This window comes from Nocardia caishijiensis NBRC 108228 (assembly GCF_001612825.1).
Lineage (GTDB): Bacteria > Actinomycetota > Actinomycetes > Mycobacteriales > Mycobacteriaceae > Nocardia > Nocardia caishijiensis.
Genome location: NZ_BDBE01000041.1, coordinates 111,249 through 128,482 on the forward strand (window position 1 = coordinate 111,249; position 17,234 = coordinate 128,482).

General features: G+C 70.5%; 14 protein-coding genes. 6 read left to right on the plus strand and 8 right to left on the minus strand.

The genetic code is table 11. The features are described from left to right. Nucleotide 1: 1 nt before the first annotated feature. The 7 genes from NC7_RS24020 to NC7_RS24050 all read right to left on the minus strand — a co-directional run bounded on the left by NC7_RS24020 (nt 2) and on the right by NC7_RS24050 (nt 9,765). Nucleotides 2-1,291: a VWA domain-containing protein gene (locus NC7_RS24020; RefSeq protein WP_067986908.1), complete on the minus strand. Its 1,290-nt coding sequence runs from the start codon at nt 1,289-1,291 to the stop codon at nt 2-4. Further along, nucleotides 1,288-2,301 carry a PP2C family protein-serine/threonine phosphatase gene (locus NC7_RS24025; RefSeq protein ID WP_236573672.1) on the minus strand — a complete coding sequence of 338 codons (1,014 nt, stop codon included), beginning with the start codon at nt 2,299-2,301 and terminating at the stop codon, nt 1,288-1,290. Before NC7_RS24025 ends, NC7_RS24020 begins: the two co-directional genes overlap by 4 nt. Further along, nucleotides 2,298-4,691 (minus strand): serine/threonine-protein kinase, encoded by a 2,394-nt coding sequence (locus NC7_RS24030; RefSeq protein ID WP_236573674.1) that lies wholly within the window; start codon nt 4,689-4,691, stop codon nt 2,298-2,300. Before NC7_RS24030 ends, NC7_RS24025 begins: the two co-directional genes overlap by 4 nt. Beyond that, nucleotides 4,688-5,857 carry a hypothetical protein gene (locus NC7_RS24035; protein ID WP_067986911.1) on the minus strand — a complete coding sequence of 390 codons (1,170 nt, stop codon included), beginning with the start codon at nt 5,855-5,857 and terminating at the stop codon, nt 4,688-4,690. Before NC7_RS24035 ends, NC7_RS24030 begins: the two co-directional genes overlap by 4 nt. After that, complete coding sequence (locus NC7_RS24040; RefSeq protein WP_157102157.1) at nt 5,854-6,828, minus strand: glutamate ABC transporter substrate-binding protein; 975 nt, start codon at nt 6,826-6,828, stop codon at nt 5,854-5,856. Before NC7_RS24040 ends, NC7_RS24035 begins: the two co-directional genes overlap by 4 nt. Further along, a complete protein-coding gene (locus NC7_RS24045) occupies nt 6,825-8,096 on the minus strand; it encodes a GlnX family signal transduction membrane protein (protein ID WP_236573676.1) in 1,272 nt (423 codons plus the stop codon). Before NC7_RS24045 ends, NC7_RS24040 begins: the two co-directional genes overlap by 4 nt. Nucleotides 8,097-8,265: 169 nt before the next feature. Beyond that, on the minus strand, nt 8,266-9,765 hold the full coding sequence (locus tag NC7_RS24050; RefSeq protein WP_067986913.1) for a flavin-containing monooxygenase: 1,500 nt from the start codon (nt 9,763-9,765) through the stop codon (nt 8,266-8,268). Between the two features lie 170 nt (nt 9,766-9,935). Here NC7_RS24050 and NC7_RS24055 point away from each other — a divergent pair, with 170 nt between their 5' ends. Further along, nucleotides 9,936-11,087, plus strand: coding sequence for an LLM class flavin-dependent oxidoreductase (locus NC7_RS24055; RefSeq protein WP_067986915.1), 1,152 nt, complete (start codon nt 9,936-9,938; stop codon nt 11,085-11,087). On the opposite strand, the gene rox is transcribed toward NC7_RS24055, so the two are convergent. Further along, nucleotides 11,068-12,519, minus strand: coding sequence for a rifampin monooxygenase (gene rox, locus NC7_RS24060; protein WP_067986917.1), 1,452 nt, complete (start codon nt 12,517-12,519; stop codon nt 11,068-11,070). The genes NC7_RS24055 and rox overlap by 20 nt on opposite strands. A gap of 615 nt (nt 12,520-13,134) precedes the next feature. Between rox and NC7_RS24065 the strand changes: the two genes are divergently transcribed. The 5 genes from NC7_RS24065 (at nt 13,135) to NC7_RS24085 (ending at nt 17,170) form a co-directional block, all read left to right on the plus strand. Continuing rightward, nucleotides 13,135-13,743 carry an HAD family hydrolase gene (locus tag NC7_RS24065; RefSeq protein WP_067986918.1) on the plus strand — a complete coding sequence of 203 codons (609 nt, stop codon included), beginning with the start codon at nt 13,135-13,137 and terminating at the stop codon, nt 13,741-13,743. A gap of 65 nt (nt 13,744-13,808) precedes the next feature. Then, on the plus strand, nt 13,809-14,390 hold the full coding sequence (locus NC7_RS24070; protein WP_067986920.1) for a class I SAM-dependent methyltransferase: 582 nt from the start codon (nt 13,809-13,811) through the stop codon (nt 14,388-14,390). A 342-nt stretch (nt 14,391-14,732) separates the two neighbouring features. Further along, nucleotides 14,733-15,173, plus strand: coding sequence for a DUF4247 domain-containing protein (locus tag NC7_RS24075; RefSeq protein WP_067986922.1), 441 nt, complete (start codon nt 14,733-14,735; stop codon nt 15,171-15,173). Nucleotides 15,174-15,215: 42 nt separating this feature from the next. After that, on the plus strand, nt 15,216-15,641 hold the full coding sequence (locus NC7_RS24080) for a DUF350 domain-containing protein (RefSeq protein ID WP_067986924.1): 426 nt from the start codon (nt 15,216-15,218) through the stop codon (nt 15,639-15,641). Further along, on the plus strand, nt 15,641-17,170 hold the full coding sequence (locus NC7_RS24085; protein WP_067986926.1) for a polyamine aminopropyltransferase: 1,530 nt from the start codon (nt 15,641-15,643) through the stop codon (nt 17,168-17,170). Before NC7_RS24080 ends, NC7_RS24085 begins: the two co-directional genes overlap by 1 nt. Nucleotides 17,171-17,234: the final 64 nt, after the last annotated feature.

Genomic DNA, 17,234 nt, shown 5'->3' on the forward strand with positions numbered 1-17,234 from the left:
GTCAGGAACCCTCCGACCGCAATCGGGTGGTCTTGGTCGAACGGATGTCGAGAGCGAGTTCGTCGGCGGCCGAGACCTGACCGCGCAGTTTCACCGTGCCGTCCTTCTCGTCGACCTCGACGACGGTTCGCAGCAGTTTGGCGGTGGACTCGTGTCCCGAGGCGGCGGCGAGTTCCACCGCGCGCCGCAACTTGGCGGTGGCCGTCGACACGTCGCCGTCACGCCGCGCGGCAAGCCCCTCCCGCACAGCCTGGGCGAGTTCGACCTGTCCGGTGTAGTGGGCGACGCGGGTGCTGATCCTGGTCGACAGCGTGGAGTCGGTGGTCCACACCGCGCGGACCAGACCCTGCCCGAGGACGTCCTCGCCCGCGAGCACGCTGAGCCGCCCCGCCAATTTCTCCCGCCCGGGCGCGGCCGGTTCCAGTTCGATCTGCAGGTGGTATTCGCGTTCCTCGGCCGCCCACGACGACAGCGGGTAGTCCCCCACCTGCGCACCGGTGTCGGTGCGGCGCCCGGTGAGGTCCTCGAGCACCGGGGCGACCTGCTTGACCATGCGCACCCGCGCGCCCGCCGGAGTCCACACGCGCAGCGTGAGTTCCGGGATCACCCGGGCCGCCGACGACCGCATCATGGCGGCGAAATCGGCGGCGAGATCCTTGGGATCAGCCACGATGTCGGCGCCGCCGGACAACTTCGAGGAGATCTTGTGCAGATCCGCGGCGGCCCAGTCCGCACCGACACCGCGGCAGTCGCAGACGAAAAGCCCTTCGGCACGGTCGAGTTCGGTGGCCAGCTGCTCGGGGGTCTCGTGTTCGTTCTTGCCGTCGGTGAGCAGGATCGCGTGCGCCTGGGCACCCGGATGCCCGGCGGCGACCTGACGGGCCAGGGCGAGCCATGACCCCATGGCGGTGCCGCCGTCGGGCCGCAATCGGTCGAGTGCCCGCTTGGCGGCGGTGCGGTTGGTGCGGTCGGCGGGGGCCGACAGCGCGCCGGTGGGGTAGATCATCCGGGCGGCCTCGGTGCCCTCGATGATGGCGAAGGCGGTGCCGTCGGGGATCTCGTCGAGCGCGGCCCGGGTCGCGGTGCGCGCGTTCTCGAACTTGCGCTGGTGCCCCATCGACCCGGAGCAGTCGATGATGAGGATCTCGAGCCGAGGCGGCGGGGTGGCCACCGCGGTCAGCTCGGGGCCGGTGGTGACGGTGAGTACCGCGTCGACCACGCTCGCGCCCTCGGCGAGGAATTCGTTCTGGTCGAGGGCGATCGAGATGCCTGCGGTATCAGGGGAACTCATGACACTCCTGGATCGGGGACGGCCGCACGCGCGCCCACCGGGGCGAGCGCGACCGTGATGTTGTCGCTGCCGCCGCTGTCGAGCGCGAAGTCGGCCAGGGACCGGGCCGCGGCCTGCGGGGTGGTCTCGACGGTGAACCCGGCGAGCGCGACCGGATCCGGCAGGTAGTTCCACAGGCCGTCGGTGCACAGCAGCAGCGTGCCCGGCTCGGTGACGAGCATGCTCTGCAGGCAGTTCGCCGACCACGGTGCCTCGCCGCCGTCGGCGCCGAGCCAGCGCAACAGGGTGTGCGCGCGTGGATCGCGCATGGCCGCTTCCTCGTCCATGGCACCCGCGTCGACGAGGGCCTGGGCCCACGAGTCGTCCACGCTCAGTCGCCGCGACGCCGTCGGCACACCGGCGGCGAGCCAGAACGCCCGGCTGTCACCGACATTGGCGACGGTGATCTCGGTGCCCTCGGCGGTGTCGCGCAGGACCGCCGACACATAGGTGCACGAGGGCGCGTACTCGGGAGTGCGTGACATGCCACGCACCGAGGCGGTCGCGGTGGCCAATCCGGCCATGGCGGCGTCGGCGGCCGGGCGACCGTCGGCGAGCGCGGCCAGGACGGCGTCGACGCCGGTGCGGGCGGCGGTCCCGGAGGCGGCCTGGGGGTCCTGCGACGTCGACACGCCGTCACTGACGACGATCACCCGGACCCCGTCTCCGTCGCGCACCGCGGCCGCGACCGCGTCCTCGTTGCGCGAGTGGCTGATTCCGCGATCGCTGAGGATGTACACCGAGCCGAGGTCTTCCTCGAAACGGTCCGGTACCGGCTTCGGCGTCCGGCACACGAGGCAGTACCCGCCCTCGTAGCGGCGTTCCCCACACGTCGGGCACTGCGGCACCGCGACCGGATCGTGCACGGGCACCGCGGCTTTGCGCACCCCGAGCGCACGACCGCAGCTCTCGCAGTACCGATGCCCCGCCCTGGCCGCGCCCGCGCAGTCCGGGCACCCCGGGGCCGTCACAGCGTGGTCCTCGGGCGCACGCTGTTGGCCTGATCCACCAGCACGAAGCGGGTCCACATGTCGTCGGCTTCGCGCGCCAATGTCCGCAAGCATCGTTCCAACCCCGTCCGCACTCCCACTTCGGTGAATTCCACATCCAACAGCTTGCCTGGTGCACTCGGCCGCTGTCCCGACCGGATCCAGTTCAGCGCCGCCTCGAGCACCCGCATGCGCACCCGGGCGGTCCGTGCCCGCGAGTCCAGCCGCAACCGCTCGACCCGCTCCCCCGCCTCGCGAAGCGCCGCTTCGTCCAGGTCGGCCGGGTCACGGTCGGCCAACAGCGTCTCCACGGCGCGGACGCGGGCCTCGGTGTACATCGAGGAAGTGCGCTCCACCTGGTCGAGCACCCGCACCGCACCGGCGCGGTCGGTGTCGGCGCGTCGCAACCGGGCGGCGCCGAAGGCCGCCGACAGGTACGTGTGGTCCGTGCACCAGACCAGGTCGTAGAGTGCCAGCGCCTCGCCGCGTCGCTCGCCGTGTTCGAGCGCGACGGCCAGGGCGAGTTTGGGTGCGGGCTCACCGGGCAGCGCCGCGTAGACGGACTCGAAATCCGCGGCGGCACTGCGGTGGTCACCGGCGAGCAGGGCCGCTTGGGCGCGGAACCACACAGTGCGCCAGTCGAACTCCAGATCCAGCTCCGCGAGCCGCGTCAGCGCGGCCTCCGCCTCGCCCGCTTCCAATTCGGCGCGCACCAGGCGCAACGGGATCTCCACCGATTCCCCGGCCCCGGTCACCACCGCACGCAGGCCCGCTGTGAGTGCCTGCTCGAGTTCGGCGGGGGTGGCGGCGTCGGTGGTGGCCAGCAGCGCGGCGCCGCTGTCGCCCGGGTCGACCAGGGGCGCGGGCAGGGCCGCGACGACCGCGGCGGGTCGCGGTGTGGCGCTGTCGATGCCGAACACGGCGCGCGCGGGACCGAAGGCGGCCGACATGCCGGGGCGCGGTACACCGTCCTCGGCGGCGAGGACCTCGCGCAGGACGCCGGTGAGCTGGTCGGCCATCTCGCTCATGGAGGCAAACCGGGCCAGCGGATCGGGGTCGGTGGCCCGCAGCAGGAACCGGTACAGCGAATCGTGGCGGGCCAGTAGCGGTTCGGTGTCGGGGGTGGGCAACGGTCCGAGTCTGCCGTCCACCGAGGGCACCCGCATCATGAGCACGGCGAGGGTGCGACCCGCCGTGTAGATCTCGGTGGCGACGGTCGGTCCGGTCTCGGCGATCTCGGGTGCCTGATAGCCGAGGGTGCCGTAGATCGGGGACGTGGTGTCGTCCATGGCGATCACGGCACCGAGATCGATGAGTTCGAGGCGTTCCTCGGTCTGCATCACATTGTCGGGTTTGAAATCGCAGTATGCCCAGCCGCGCGCGTGCAAATAGCCGAGCGCGGGCAGCATCTCCAACACATAGGCGATGGCCCTGGCCGGTGGGAGGTAGGCGTTGTGCTCGGCGCGGTGATCGCGCAGGATCTGCTTGAGCGAGGTGCCGCCCACATAGGCCATCACGATGTAGCCCACCGGTTCCCCGTCGGCGTCGGCGTGCTCGGTGAAGTTGTGGATCTTGACGATATTGGGGTGGTCGACCTCGGCGAGGAAGCGCCGTTCGGCCAGGGCGGCGGCCTGCGCGTCGCTGTCGCCGGTGTCGATCAGGCCCTTGAGGACCACCCAGCGGTCGTTGACGCGGATGTCGGTGGCCAGGTAGATCCAGCCGAGCCCGCCGTGGGCCAGGGCGCCTTCGACTTTGTACTGGCCGCCGACCAGATCCCCCGGCCGCAGGCGTGGCACGAACGAGTAGCGGGTGCCGCAGTTCGGGCAGAAACCGGTGGTGCGGCCCGGTATTCCGTCATTGGTCCGGCCCACCGGTTTGTCGCACCGGCCGCAGTAGCGGTCGGACTCGGGAACCCGTGGGTCGGTGAGCACGGCTGATGCCGGGTCGACGCGCGGCACCGGCGGCACCTCGACCAGCCCGGCGCCCAGCCTGCCGCGCGCGGCCGAACGCGCCGAACCCGAGCGGGTGCGCACCGACCGGCTCGAGGTGCGATTGGCGCTGACGGTCGCCGCCGAGGGGCTGTGCACGGGAACGCCCGGCGGGGCGGGTGCGGTGCCGCAGGTGTCGCAGTAGCCGTCGACGATCGTTCCGCCACAGCCTGTTTCGGCGCAGCGGCCGGGGGCGGTGACCTTCGCGGCGACGCTCACGGTGCCGACCGTCGGCTTCGGCGTCCGCCGGATCGCCGTGGTGTGGCCCGAACGTCGTGGCGGGGTCGCGGTGCCCGGCACGGCCGTCGCGACCGGCGCGGTCCCGCAGACGGCGCAGTAACCGTCCTCGATCACACCGCCGCAACCCGGTTCACTACAGATCATGCTGTCCGCCCCGCTTTCTCCCCGATGATCGAACGATAGTCGGCCACCGCCCGGGTGACAGCGGCCAGATCGCACGGTGTGCGTGTGAGCAGACCCGAGGCGATGCGGTCTGCCGCGAGCACGTCGCGCTCCTCGGCCACCCCCAGTCGCGACGCCTTGGCACGGTAGGCAGCGAGCCTGCCGCGCAGCTCGGCCCGCCGATCGAGCAGTCCCTGCGCCAATTCGGTTCGCCGCGCGGTCGCCCCGGCCGCGTCCTCGGCGCGGGCGCGCAACGCGAGCAGGTGTTCGACCGTCGAACGGATGGGTTCGCCGCTCAGCGTCGCCAGTTCGGCGAGCAGCGCCGAGGCCGAGGCACCGCCGGGCGGAATCGGTCCTGTGTCGACCTTGCGCTCGGCGCGGGCCGCGGTGTCGTCGGCGGCGCGCTGGGCGTCGGCGAGGTCGGCGAGCCGGGCCCGCAAAACCTCGACCGCAGCGGGCAGATCCGTTGCCACCGCGAGGAACTCGGCATTGCGCGTGGTTTCGGTGTCGATCAGCTCGGTGAGCGAGGCCAGGGCCGAGTCGATCTCTCCGGGTGCGAAGCCAAGCGGGTCGGTGCCCGCGCGGCGCAGCAGGGCGGCCAGCGGTTCGGTGGCGGCGGCCAACGCGCCGTCGGCCCGCTCCACCCGTTGCTGCAGCGGTGCCAGCGCATCGAGGACCTGCCGGTCGACGGCGGCGACCTCCTCGGCGAACGGTGCGACGAACGCGAACGCCGCGTGCATGCGTTCGAGGCAGTCGGCGATCCCCACCGTCACCACGGTTTCACTCGGCCCGGTGAGACCACGCTGCGCCAACGGCACCGGGATCCGGGCGATTTCGTGCGGTCGCCCCCGCAGCAGCTCGGTGAGCCTGGCGCGGGCACGGTCATCGATGCGCCCGCGCCCGCGCACCGTCTCGGCTTCGGTGAGGATGGCGCGCACGCGGGCCAGGTCGTCCCAGAGCTCGCCGAGCGCCTTCTCGACCGGTGCCCAGCGTCGCGCCGTCTCCCCCTCCGGCGGGTAGCGACGCACCAGGGCGATGCCGGGGTGGCGGTCCAGCTCGAGCAGGGTGCTGCCGACCGTCGTCGATTCCGCTGTACGCCGGGCCAGTTCACGATCGATCTCGGCGGTGCCGAGCATCGGCGAGGTCATCCGGCGTACCGGGGCGCGGGCGCGCCGGGCGATGGGCCGAGCGCGGACAGGTGCTGGGCGTAGATCCGTTCCCAGGTGCCGTCGTCACCGATCCGTTCGAGCACCCCGTTGACGAAGCGCACCAGTTCGTCGCTGCCCTTGGGCACACCGACCGCGTAGGCACCGGTGCCGATGGGCGAACCGACGAGTTCGAGGTTGCGGTCCTGGGCCACCAGACCGGCCAGGATCGGCTCGTCGCCGCTGATCGCGTCGACCGTGCCCTGCTGCAGCGCGACCAGGCAGTCGGTCCAGTTGGTCACGCCGAGCACCGTCGGCGGCGTCGGCAGGCCGAACAGCGGCGCCGCGGCCGTGGTGCCCTTGGTGACGCAGACGCGTTTGCCCGCCAGATCGGCACCGGAGGCGATCCCGGCGCCGCGCGGCGCCGCGAACCGTTGTGCCGCACGGTAGTACACACTCGAGAAGTCGACATCACGACGACGTTCGCAGGTGGCGGAGAAGGTGCGCACGATCATGTCGACCTTGCGCTCCTGCAGCAGCTGGATGCGGTCGGCGGCGGTCACCGAGCGCAGTTCGATGCGGTCGGGGTCGCCGAACAGATCGCGGGCGATCTCGCGGGCCAGATCGATGTCGAAGCCCTCCAACCGCCCGGTCGAGGGATTGCGGAACCCGAACATGTAGGTGTTCTGGTCGACGCCGACCCGCAACCTGCCGTTGGCGACGATCGCGGCCATCGCCGACCCGGCGGGCATCGCGCCCGGTCGGGGTTGTGCGCCTGGCGCCAAGGTGGCCTCGGTATCGCAGGCTCCGCTGCCTTCGGCGGTCGGTGCCGAGGTGATCGCCTCGGCACCCGGCAGGGGTGGTGCGACCGCGGTGGCCTCGATGGACGACGGCGCGGGCGCGTCGCCGCAGCCCGCCACCAGGACGGCGACCGCGGCGAGAACCAGCGCGAAGCGGGAACGTCGGATGCTCACAGGAACTCCTTCAACCGTGGCCACAGGCCCGTCACCACCGCACCGGCCGCGGCGAGCAACAGGAGCAGGGTGCCGAAGGGGCTCAGCGTCAAGGCCGTTCGCGCGTCGTCGACACCGTCGCGCAGATCGGTGCGCGCCTGGGCGAGAGCGTCGCGCAGTTCGCTGTCCAGGCGGGTGAAGCTGGTGGCCGAGCTCTCGGGTCCGGTGCCGATGGCCTGGGTGACCGCACCGGCGAAGTCGGCCTTCTCGTAGGCGGTGCGCTGGGCGTTGTGGCCCGCGTTCCAATTCGTCAGCGCGCGTGCGGCATCGGAGTCGGCGGCACCGGCGGCGGCCAAGCGCTGTTCCAGGTCGGCGGTGTGGCTGCGGAAGGCGGCCTCGGGGGCGGTGATGTCGCCTCGGGTGATGAGGGCGAGGGTCTCGTCGGTGCGGGCCTGCTGGGCGAGGATGCGCGCACCGGCCAGGTTCTCTACCCGCGCGCCTGCCCCGGAGTCGCCGGTGTCGAGCAGTTGGGCCGCGGTGAGCGTCGCCCCGACGGTCCACAACAGGGCCAGGGCGGCGGCCGAGGCGGCCAGGGCCACACCGGGGTTGACCAGGCGGTTGGTGCGGCGCAGCAGGATCGCCGAGGCCACCGCGCAGCCGAGCACCACCAGCAGCAGCACCAGGATCGATGTGAACGGCAGGGCGCCGATGCGCCGCTGGTCGTCGCGCACGGCGGCGAAGCGTGCCTCGTTGAGCTGTTCGGCATGGGGCAGCAGGGAATTCTGCATGAGGTCGGAGGCCTGCCGAAGATAGGCCGAACCGACCGGGAAGCCCTGACGGTTGTTGGCCCGCGCGGTCTCGACCAGCCCGGTGTAGGTGGGCAGATCCGCGGCGATGCGGGCCACGATCGCACGGGTCTTGGCGTCGGTGGCGCCCGCTGTGGCCTCGGCCAGGGCGGCGGCGGCCTCGGCGAGCGCCTGCTCGTAGGTGTCACGCACCTGGGGCGATTCGATCCCCCCGGACAGGAACGCGGTGGCGGCACCGGCGTCGGCGGCCGAGAGCGAGACGTAGAGACTCTGCGCCGCGAAGGCGAGCGGCTCGGTGCGGTCGAGCACCTGATCGGCACGGGCGCTCTTGGCGGAGAGCTGTTGTCCCGCAGTCGATCCCGCGACGAGGCAGGCCAGGGTGACGAGCACGAGGACGACTCCGATCACCCCCGGTGTCGTCGCGGCGAAACGCCGCAACCACGTCCCCGCGTCACGGATGGTCGCCGGTAGGCGAGATCCCACACCGTCCTCCTCACTTCTCCCCGGGCGGTGTCTTCGATCGCGATCCTACGGGAGCGGCCGGTAATTCGCCCGGGTGCGGGAAAGGCGCTCGCACAACCCGATTCACCTGCGAAAAGCAAAGGGCCCGCCGCACCGTCGAAGGTGCGGCGGGCCCGGCTGGGCGTACCGGTCAGGCGTTGGCGACCTGCTCGTCGGGTCGCGCGGCCGCGCGGGTCTTGCTGAAGCGCAGCACACCGTCCTCGATGGGCGCCTTGTGCATGAGCGTGCGGTCGCGGTAGTAGTTGTTCACCAGCTTCCAGGCGCCACGCTTGCCCTGACGCGGCATCTCGCCGTTGCCACGCTGGATGTAGCCCGAGGTGAGGGCACCACCCATCAGCGACTCGTCGGCGTAGTCCTCCGGGTCGGCGTGCACCTCGAAGGTGCTGTAGCCCCGGTCGCGCATGATGTTGAGGACGCGGCACAGGTAGGCCGCGGCCAGGTCGGCCTTCAGCGTCCAGGAGGCGTTGGTGTACCCGATGATCATGAGGAAGTTCGGGATGTCGGAGTACAGCACGCTCTTGTAGGCGACCGTCTCGTTCATCTTCACCGGCTCGTCGTCGATGCTCATGGTCGCGCCACCGAGGATCTGCACGTTGAGACCGGTGGCGGTGACGATGATGTCGGCCTCGAGCTCCTGGCCGGATTCGGTCAGAATGCCCTTCTCGGTGAACTTCGCGATCCGGTCGGTGACGATGTCGGCCTTGCCGCTCTTGAGCACCTTGAACAGATCACCGTTGGGGACCACGCACAGGCGCTGGTCCCACGGGTTGTAGGACGGGGTGAAGTGGCGCAGGTCGACCTTGTTGCCGAGTTGCAGGCGCACCTGGGCCAACATCAGCTTCTTGGCCAGCTCGGGGTTGGTGCGCGAGAGCTGGAAGCTGGCGCGCTGCAGCGCGATGTTGCGGGCACGGCCGATCTTGTAGGCGATCGAATCCGGTACCCGGGTCTTCTTGAAGCCGATCGCGACCGGGTCGTCGGACGGCAGCGCCTGGATCCAGGTGGGCGATCGCTGCAGCATGGTGACGTGGGCGGCCTTGTCGGCCATCGACGGGATCAGCGTGATCGCGGTGGCGCCGGAACCGATGACCACGACCTTCTTGCCGGTGTAGTCGAGGTCCTCGGGCCAGTGCTGCGGGTGCACGATCTGTCCCTGGAAGTCGGCCTCGCCGGGGAACTCGGGCCGGTAGCCCTTGTCGTAGTTGTAGTAGCCCATGGCGCCGACGACGAAGTTCGCGGTCCAGGTCTCGGTCTCGCCGGTGGCCTCGATCGACGCGGTGACGGTCCACTGCGCGGTGGCGCGGTCGAAGGCCAGGTGCACGACCTTGCGGCCGAAGCTGATGTGGTCGGTGACGCCGTATTCCTTGGCGGTGTCCTCGACGTACTGACGGATGCTCGCACCGTCGGCCAGGACCTTGGTGCCGATCCAGGGGCGGAAACCGAAGCCGAAGGTGAGCATGTCCGAGTCGGAGCGGATGCCGGGGTACTTGAACAGATCCCAGGTGCCACCGATGTTCTCGCGGCGCTCGAGGATCGCGTAACTGCGTCCGGTCTGCTCGCGAATGAGGTGACAGGCCGTCCCGATTCCGGACAGGCCAGCGCCGATGATCAGTACGTCGACATGCCGCGTCATTGAGGAAACTCGTTTCGTAGGGTCGTCGCCGCCCGGGCACCGTCGCCCGAGCCTGCCACGAGATTACGTGTTTCGCATGGTTACGTCTAGTTCCGTGCGGCGGGTGGGGATTGTGCGCACGGTGAGCACAATGCGTGACCTCACCGGACGCGCCGGTCAGCATCGTTGCCATGAGTAAGCAAGCATTGTCGTTCCACTGGTTCCTCCCCACCTACGGCGATTCGCGGGGGCTGGTCGCGGGTGGGCACGGCAGCTTCATGTCCGGTGACCGACCGGCCACCCTGCGCTATCTCAATCAGCTCACCGCCGCCGCCGAGGACAACGGGTTCACCGGCGTGCTGACTCCGACCGGCGCGTGGTGCGAGGACGCCTGGCTCACCACCGCGATGCTGGTACAGACCAGCGAGACGCTCAAATTCCTCGTCGCCCTGCGCCCGGGACTGGTCAGTCCGACACTCGCCGCGCAGATGGCCGCGACGTTCCAGCGCCATTCCGGCGGCCGGTTGCTGTTGAACGTGGTCACCGGTGGCGAACCGCGCGAACAGCAGGCCTACGGCGATTTCCTGGACAAGGAGCAGCGCTACGCGCGGACCGGCGAGTTCCTGCACATCGTGCGCGAACTGTGGCGTTCGACCGAGCCGATCAGCTTCACCGGCGAGCACCTGCGCGTGCGCGACGCCCTGCTCAGCGCCCGGCCCGACCCGGTGCCGCCGGTGTTCTTCGGCGGCTCCTCCGGCCCGGCCGGTCCGGTCGCCGCACGCTACGCCGACACGTACCTGACCTGGGGTGAACCACTCGACGCGGTAGCGAAGAAGCTGGACTGGATCCGTGGGCTCGCCGCGCTCGAAGACCGCTCGGTCGACTTCGGGCTGCGCGTGCACGTGATCACCCGCGACACCGCCGCCGAGGCGTGGGCCGAGGCCGACCGGTTGCTCTCGGGCATCGCGCCCGGCGAGATCGAACGCGTGCAGGCGAGCCTGGCGCGCAGCGAGTCCGAAGGACAGCGGCGAATGGCCCGCCTGCACGACGGACGCACCGACAACCTCGAGATCGCGCCGAACCTGTGGGCGGGTGTCGGCCTGGTGCGCGGCGGAGCGGGCACGGCGTTGGTCGGCTCCCACGCGGAGGTGGCCGAGCGGCTGCTCGAGTACGCCGCGCTCGGGATCGACCACTTCATCCTGTCGGGCTACCCCCATCTCGAGGAGGCGTACTGGTTCGGTGAGGGAGTGCTGCCGATTTTGGAACGGAAAGGGTTGTGGCAGCACCCGTTCCGGGTTGCCGGGCCACCGGTGGTCACCCCGTTCACCGCGGCGGCGCACTGAGGGGGCGGGTCGCGGCGTCGGGTTCGCCGAACCATCGGGTCAGGCTCGTGGCGAGATCGTGCTCACCGTCGCCGACCCAGGCGACATGTCCGTCCGGGCGGACCAACACGGCGGGTAGGTCGACGGTGTCGTCGATCAGGTGGTCGACCCGGTCGCCCCACCCCGCGACCGACAGTTCACCGGTCGGGTCGAGCAGGAGAGCGCGCCCCGCGTGCAGATGGTCGTAGAGGCGGCCGTCCGCGACGGCGACATCGGGTAGTCGCCTACCGAGCAGGTCCTGCCCGTCGCCGAGGTCGTAGCGAACGGCCGTGGCGATGACCTTCTCGATCAGATGCCGGGTGACCCCCTCGAAGTCCATCACCTCCGACAGCAGGCGACGGACGGCCCGGGCGCCGGGGTCGAGCGAGACCAGCAGCATCTGGGCGCGGGTGTTGTCGAGCACGTCGGCGGCGACCGGACGACGCTCGGCTCCATAGCTGTCCAGCAGGCCCGGCGGCGCCCAGCCGTCGACCTGGGCGGCCAGCTTCCAACCGAGGTTCATCGCGTCTTGGATGCCGAGGTTGAGGCCCTGGCCGCCGAGGGGCGGGTGGATGTGCGCGGCGTCGCCCGCGAGCAGGACGCGGCCGCGGCGGTACCGCTCGGCGAGCCGGGTGGCATCGCCGAACCGCGAGAGCCAGCGTGGCGCGTGCGCCCCGAGGTCGGTGCCCGCCGTGGCGATCAACTGCTGGCGCAGTTCGTCGAAGGTCGGCGCGACGGTGCGGTCCTCGGCGACACCGGCGGCGGGTACGACCACGCGATGGAAGCCGTCGCCGAGCGGGGCGGCGCCGAATCGCAGCTGGGTCCGGCGCACCTCGGTGTTCACGGCGGTGATCGTTTCCGGCGTCGCGGTCAGTCGCAGCTCGCCGAGCAGGGTGTCGACCCGGCTCGGCTCGCCGGGGAAGGCGATGCCGAGCAGCGAACGCACCGTGCTGCGGCCACCGTCGCAACCGACCAGGTAGCGCGCGGTGAGAGTGGAACCGTCGGCCAGCTCGGCGGTCACCGTGCGCTCGTCCTGCGCGAGACCGACCAGTTCGGTGCCGCGCCGGATCTCGACGCCCAGTGCCACGGCGTGCTCGGTGAGCAGACGCTCGGTGACGGTCTGCGCGAGGCCGAGCACGAACGGGTAGGTGGTATCCAACCCGGTGGGCTGAGGTTTGGCGATCCCGGCGAAGTACCCGCCGAGCGGATGTCGCGTGCCGAGCGCGAGAAACCGATCGACCAGACCACGTTGCGCCAAGACCTCGAGGCTGCGGGCGTGCAGACCCAGCGCCCGCACGACCGGCGTCGGCGCGGACTCCCGATCCAACACCACCACCCGAACACCCCGCAACCGGAGCTCCCCGGCCAGCATCATCCCTGTCGGGCCCGCACCGACCACGATCACGTCGATCATCGATCCACCTCTGTTTCCGCTGGTCACACACTCAGGCAGGCGATTGTGCAGGACGACCGGGGGCTTGTGGCAAGACCCGGGGTGCGCTATATGTTGAGAGTGGCAGGGAGCGCTTCGGCCTCCTTGCCATTGTTTGTGCCCGGACACTCTCCGTCGCCGCCGAGGCTTGCGGTCCGCCCATGACCGTGCCCGAATCCATCGTCGAACAGGCCGCGCGACGCGCCCCGCCTCGGGACCGTGCCGGAACTCCTCCTCGGCTTGCCCGCGCGATGTGCCCTGAACCGAGATCGATCGAGTAGCCCCATCACGCGATGGTGGGCCGATCACGGCCGGAACAGTGCACTCGATGCATGGACGCACGCGATGTGAGTAACCGAGGATTCCGCGTGTGCGGCGAGGGCGAATTCGCCGCGACCTGCACGATCACGACGTTCGCCGTACGCGAGGTTATCCGGCTGTCACTGCTCGCCCGCACGCCGTGCACCGCGCATACCCACTCCCCCAACCGATTTCGGCACCGAGTGCAGCGGCGGTTCCACGTGAATCAGGGCTCTACCGGCGGTTTCGCACCGATGCCTGAACGCTCGTCCAGCCCGGCGGCGATACGCTCGCGACGTGACCATCACCGTGGGCTTCGACCTGGACATGACGCTCATCGACTCGCGGCCGGGCGTGGCCGTGGCGATCGACACGCTCGCGCAGGAGTTCGACCTGCCGATGATCGGCGCGCGTTTCGCCGAGCACCTCGGCCCACCGCTGGCGACCCTGCTCGGTGACGCGGGCGCACCCGACGACCTCGTGCCGCATCTGGTCACCCGGTACCGCGAGCTGTATCCCGATGTCATCGCGAGCATCCCGGCCCTGCCCGGCGCGGGCGACGCGCTCGACGTGGTACGGGCGGACGGTGGGCGCGCCCTCGTCGTCACCGGCAAATACGAACCGCACGCCCGTCTGCATGTGGAACATCTGGGGTGGGACGTGGACCGGGTGGCTGGTGATCTGTGGTCCACCGGGAAAGCGGCGGTGCTGCGCGAGGAAGCGGCGACGATCTTCGTCGGCGATCACGCCGGTGACATGCGCGGCGCGAAGGCGGCGGGCGCGTTCGCGGTCGGCGTCACGACCGGCCCCTACGATGCCGACGGCCTGCGCGCGGCCGGTGCCGACGTGGTGCTCGACGATCTCACCCGATTCGCGGACTGGCTGGCCGGTCACACCGCCGGGTGATCCGCGAAAACGCCTGTGCGGCGAATCTTTCGGAACCCTGCGGCCCGCACGGGCGTTGACGGGTCATGTCGACGGACCCCTACTGGAACCACAACACGCACTACCACCCCTGGCTGCTCGAACAGGTGCCCGCGCACGCCCGCACCGCCCTCGATATCGGTTGCGGCGACGGCCTGCTCGCCCGCAAACTCGCCGCCCGCTGTGACGCGGTGCTCGGCATCGACATCGACCCCGAAGTCATCGCGAACGCACCGTCGACACCCCACGTGCACCTGGACAAGGCCGACTTCCGCGACCTCGACGACACCTTCGACATGGTGACCGCCGTCGCCACCCTGCACCACGTCCCCGTCCGTGAGGGCATGGCGGCGCTGCGCGATCTCGTCGCCCCTGGCGGCACACTCGCGGTGGTCGGGCTCTGGAAGATGCACCCGCTCACCGACATCGGCTACCTCCCGCTGCTACCGGTCGTCCGGGCCACCGACAGTCGTCATCGCCGCGAAGCAGGCGGACCGAACGCGACGATCCGGGACCCGGCGGAAACGCTCGGCGAAATCCGGCGGGCCGCCCGGGAATTCCTGCCCGGTGCGCAGATCCGCCGTCGCCTGTTGTGGCGGTACACGCTGCTGTGGCGACGGCCCCGCTGAGCTTCACTCCTGAACACGACGGGCACAGGCGCGGACAAACCCGCTGCCCCTTCACCTTGGAACGCAACGGCCGGGCGCGGACGAGCGTGCACGATTCATGGCGACGGTCGGAGCGGGACGAACGGCAGCGCTCACAGGTGGCGGCTGGCCGTTGTGTTCCGCGCCGATCCAGCGTGTCGCCCATCGCCTGGTCGCCGTCTGTGATCTGAATCGCAGTTGCTCAACTCGCCACGGTCGGCGGCGCGAACCCGGTGATACAGTCCGGCCAGTTTTTCGACGGGGAGGGATTCTCATCAGCACAACGCCGACAGTTCTGTGGCGCACGAGGTTCGGAGCGCCGCTGTGACCAGGACCCGATGGATCGTGGTCGGCATCCTGGCCGCCGTCGTCGCGGTGATCGTCGCGGTGGTCACCGTCGTCGCGGTGACCGGGCCCGAGGACCCTCGCGAGTTCGTCGCCGAGAAGTACCAGCGGGCGCGCCAACTCGACCAGGCCAACGACGGTCTCGCCTTCACCACGGCGGCCGCGCCCGCCGCGGTCGCCGCCGCCATCGCCAAGGCCACCGAGCCGCGCGACCGGCGCAACACCGGCGACAACCACTACCTGCGGTTCGACAAGGACCTCATCGCGGTGTCGCCGCACGCGGGTGGCTCGCTCGTGCTGGTCGACAGCTGGGCCAACGGCACCCGCCGCCACCACTCGCACACCAGCACCTACGGCTGGACCAGCGGTTCCGCGGCGGGCGACTACCGCGGCGGCGGCAGCGACAGCGGCGGCAAGTAGTTCATTCGGGGCATCTCGCCTCACAAGCACAGGAGGACACTCATGCTCGCCGAACTGGGGGCGGACGCGGGCGCCGCGCTCGCCTATTCCGCGGTGGGAATCGTGTTGATGGCCGTCGGATTCGGGCTCGTCGACCTACTCACCCCGGGCGACCTGCGCGCCCAGATCTGGATCGAACGCAACCGCAACGCCGCGATCCTGCTGGCCTCGAACCTGTTCGGCACCGGCATCATCGTCGCCACCGCCATCTGGACCTCCGACGGGGAGATCCTCAAGGCGCTGCTGGCGAGCGCGGTGTACGGCGTGATCGGGCTGGCCGCGATGGCGTTGGCGTTCGTGCTGCTCGACGCGCTCACCCCGGGTGATTTCCGGACCGTGGTCGCCGATCCCGAACCGCACCCGGCGGTCTGGGTGACCGCGTCCGCGCATGTCGCCGTCGCGCTGGTGGTGGCCGCGGGCCTCACCTGATGCCCACCCACCGCCTGGCCCGGGCGGCGCTGCTGGCGACGGTCTTCGTCTGCGCCGCCTGTGGTCTGGTGTACGAGCTGTCGCTGGTGACCCTCGGCAGCTACCTGATCGGTGACACCGCCGCGCAGGCCTCGATCACGTTGAGCGTGATGGTGTGCGCGATGGGTGTGGGCGCGTTGATCGCCAAACCGCTGCGCCCGCACGCCGCCGCCGCGTTCGTCGCGGTGGAATTGGCACTGGCGGTGATCGGCGGGTTGTCGGTCGCGGCGCTCTACGCCAGCTACGCCTGGCTCAATGTGTACACCGCCGCGCTCGTCGTCGCGGCGGCGGTGATCGGGATGCTCGTCGGTGCCGAGATCCCGCTGCTGATGGAACTGTTGCAGCAGGTGCGCAAGCAGGAGGCCAGCAGTGCGGTGGCCGACCTGTTCGCCGCCGACTACGTGGGCGCGCTGCTGGGTGGACTCGCGTTCCCGTTCCTGCTGCTGCCGGTGTTCGGGCAGATCCGGGGCAGCCTCGTGGTTGGTGTGGTGAACGCGATCGCCGGTCTGGCATTGGCGTTCTTCTTCTTTCGCGACCGGATGACCCGCGCCGCCCGGCACACACTGATCGCCACCACCGCCGTGGTCGCCTGCGGCCTGTCGGGCGCCTACCTGTACGCCGACCGGTTCGAGGCCACCGCGCAGCAGGCGCTGTTCGCGCATCCGATCGTGTGGCAGACCCGCACGCCCTACCAGCAGATCGTGCTCACCGAGTCGTTCTCGCCGTTCGCCACCACCGACACCCGGCTGTTCCTCAACGGCGGCCTGCAGTTCTCCTCGGTCGACGAGTACCGCTATCACGAGGCGCTGGTGCATCCGGTCCTCGCCGGGACGCGCCGATCGGTACTGGTTCTCGGTGGCGGCGACGGGCTCGCCCTGCGGGAGATCCTGCGCTACCCCGACGTGGAGCAGGTCACCCTGGTCGAGCTCGACCCCGCGATGATCGAGTTGGCCCGCACCGACGACCGGCTCACCGAGCTGAACCGGAACGCCTTCGACGACCCGAGGGTGCGGGTGGTCAACGCCGACGCGTTCAACTGGTTGCGCGGTGCGCCAGGGCTTTTCGACGCGGTGATCGTCGACCTGCCCGACCCCGACCAGACCTCGGTCGCCAAGCTGTACTCGCAGGAGTTCTACGCGATGACCGCGAGCGTGCTCACCCCCGGCGCCCGCGTGGTGGTGCAGTCCGGCTCACCGTTCTTCGCACCCCGCTCCTTCTGGACCATCGATGCCACCCTGCGCGCCGCGGGCCTGCGCACCACCCCATTCCACGTGGACGTCCCGAGTTTCGGCGACTGGGGCTTCATCCTCGCGGCGGTGGGCGAGCGCCCACCCGCCACCCTGCGCTCCCCCGCTCCCCTGCGCTCGCTGGACGACACCACCTTGGCCGCCGCCACCGTCTTCCCCCCGGACCGCCGCGCGCAGGACCCCGCGGTCTCCACCCTCATGCACCCGGTGATCCTCGATCTCCAACGCCAGGAATGGCGCTGACCCTCCACCCCCGCCCGAGCCGAATTCGCTCCGACGGCCGACCCTGGTGCAGGGTGAACCTGGT

Bases quoted from the DNA above. Each gene is read 5' to 3' on its own strand.
- NC7_RS24020 (WP_067986908.1), bottom strand. From the start codon at position 1,291: ATGAGTTCCCCTGATACCGCAGGCATCTCGATCGCCCTCGACCAGAAC.
- NC7_RS24080 (WP_067986924.1), top strand. From the start codon at position 15,216: ATGCTCGCCGAACTGGGGGCGGACGCGGGCGCCGCGCTCGCCTATTCC.
- NC7_RS24030 (WP_236573674.1), bottom strand. From the start codon at position 4,691: ATGATCTGTAGTGAACCGGGTTGCGGCGGTGTGATCGAGGACGGTTAC.
- NC7_RS24050 (WP_067986913.1), bottom strand. From the start codon at position 9,765: ATGACGCGGCATGTCGACGTACTGATCATCGGCGCTGGCCTGTCCGGA.
- NC7_RS24070 (WP_067986920.1), top strand. From the start codon at position 13,809: ATGTCGACGGACCCCTACTGGAACCACAACACGCACTACCACCCCTGG.
- NC7_RS24055 (WP_067986915.1), top strand. From the start codon at position 9,936: ATGAGTAAGCAAGCATTGTCGTTCCACTGGTTCCTCCCCACCTACGGC.
- NC7_RS24035 (WP_067986911.1), bottom strand. From the start codon at position 5,857: ATGACCTCGCCGATGCTCGGCACCGCCGAGATCGATCGTGAACTGGCC.
- rox (WP_067986917.1), bottom strand. From the start codon at position 12,519: ATGATCGACGTGATCGTGGTCGGTGCGGGCCCGACAGGGATGATGCTG.
- NC7_RS24085 (WP_067986926.1), top strand. From the start codon at position 15,641: ATGCCCACCCACCGCCTGGCCCGGGCGGCGCTGCTGGCGACGGTCTTC.